Raw genomic sequence first — 1532 nt, forward strand, 5'->3', positions numbered from 1 at the left:
CGAGTACGTCGAACCGCTCGCCCGGTGGCAGCCCGGCCAGCAGGTCGCCGCGCCGGACGGTCACCGGGAGGCCGGCGAGCCGGGCGTTCAGCCGGGCGCAGAGAACGGCCCGCCGGCTGATGTCCACGGCGGTCACCTCGGCGCCCAGCCGGGCCGCCCGCAGGGCGAGGACCCCGGTACCGGTGCACATGTCCAGTACCCGGTCTCCGGCCCCGACGGACGCGGCGTCCAGCGCCTCCGCGAGCAGCATCGTGTCCGACTGCGGCCGGTACACGCCGGGCAGCCGCACGGCGCGGACCGGGGCCGACGGCCCGGTCCGCGCCGCTGCGCCGGTCGCACATCCTTCCGGCGGTTCGGCGCGCTGCCTCATCGTCACGCGCTCAGTCCTCCTCGTACCGGGACAGGGCCAGGCCGAGGCCGAAGAGGGTCGGGGCCCATTCGCCGACGAAGATCCCCCAGCGGTCGGCGCGGTCGGTACCCGCGGACTCGCCCTTGAACGAGACGGCCCAGGAGAGGACGGCCAGCCCGATGGACGCGACGGCGGCGTTGTAGGCGTGGTCGCTCCGGACACCGGCTTCGTGCAGCTTCTTGATCACGACAGTGCCTCCTTGGTGTTGGCGGAAGGGGCCGTAGGCCTCCGAAAAGGGGGGGCCGCCGGCTCCGGCGCACGAGTGATCTCTTTGCGCCGGAACAAACCACCCGGGGCGGAACGGATCCGGGACCGAGGTCCTCAGGGCCCCGCTGACCGGTGCGCGCGCAGGGTCCGCGTCACCTCCTCGTCGCCGGTCTGCTCGAACCGCTCGTACCACTCGCCGACCGAGCGGAAGCCGGACGGCTGGTGGAGGCAGACCAGGTCGTCGGACTCCGCCCGCATCTCCGCGGCGGCCTCGGGCGAGCAGACCGGAACGGCGAGCACAAGACGGTCGGGGCGCCGCCGTCGCAGATGCCGCAGCGCGGCACGCGCGGTGACGCCGGTGGCGAGCCCGTCGTCGACGAGGACCACGGTCCGGCCCTCGACCTCGGGCGCCGGCCGGTCGCCCCGGTAGAGCACCTCCCGGCGGTGCAGTTCGGCCCGCTCGCGGGCGACGTCCGGGCCGAGCCGGTCCTCGCCGAGGTCGAGCATCCGCAGCGCGCGGCGGTCGAACAGCGGCGGGTCCTCGCCCACGATCGCACCGATCCCGGTCTCCGGGTGGCCGGGCAGGCCGATCTTCCGCGCCACGAGGACGTCGAGCGGCACCCCGAGCGCCCGGGCGACCTCGTCGGCCACCGGCACGCCCCCGCGCGGCAGCGCGAGGACGAGCGCGTGGGCCAGGCCGCCGTCGGCGGCCCACTCCGACAGCCGGGTGCCGAGTTCCCGTCCGGCGTGACGGCGATCGCGGAATCTCATGACTTCCCCCGCCTCCTCAACGGCCCGGACTCAACGGCCCGGATTCAAGGGGCCGGATTCAAGGGGCCGGCGCCGCTTCCGGCGCGCGCGGACGCACGGCATGGCCGGCTCCGGGTGCCCACAGCCGGGCGGGCGCAAACGGGCG

3 protein-coding genes are annotated in these 1532 nt (G+C 75.5%); all 3 read right to left on the reverse strand.

The genetic code is table 11. The annotated features are described in order from the left end of the window. Nucleotides 1–370: methyltransferase (locus GL263_RS26290; protein WP_182858236.1), on the reverse strand; the 370-nt coding region annotated here is incomplete at its 3' end. A 10-nt stretch (nucleotides 371–380) separates the two neighbouring features. Beyond that, nucleotides 381–596 carry a hypothetical protein gene (locus GL263_RS26295; RefSeq protein WP_182858234.1) on the reverse strand — a complete coding sequence of 72 codons (216 nt, stop codon included), beginning with the start codon at nucleotides 594–596 and terminating at the stop codon, nucleotides 381–383. Between the two features lie 134 nt (nucleotides 597–730). Then, entirely contained in the window at nucleotides 731–1387 is a 657-nt protein-coding gene (locus GL263_RS26300) for a phosphoribosyltransferase (protein ID WP_182858235.1), read from the reverse strand. Between the last annotated feature and the right edge of the window lie 145 nt (nucleotides 1388–1532).

Source organism: Streptomyces durbertensis, assembly GCF_014156695.1.
In the GTDB taxonomy this organism is placed as follows: Bacteria; Actinomycetota; Actinomycetes; order Streptomycetales; family Streptomycetaceae; genus Streptomyces; species Streptomyces durbertensis.

Coding starts and splice junctions, on each gene's coding strand:
- GL263_RS26300 (WP_182858235.1), bottom strand. CDS start 1,387: ATGAGATTCCGCGATCGCCGTCACGCCGGACGGGAACTCGGCACCCGG.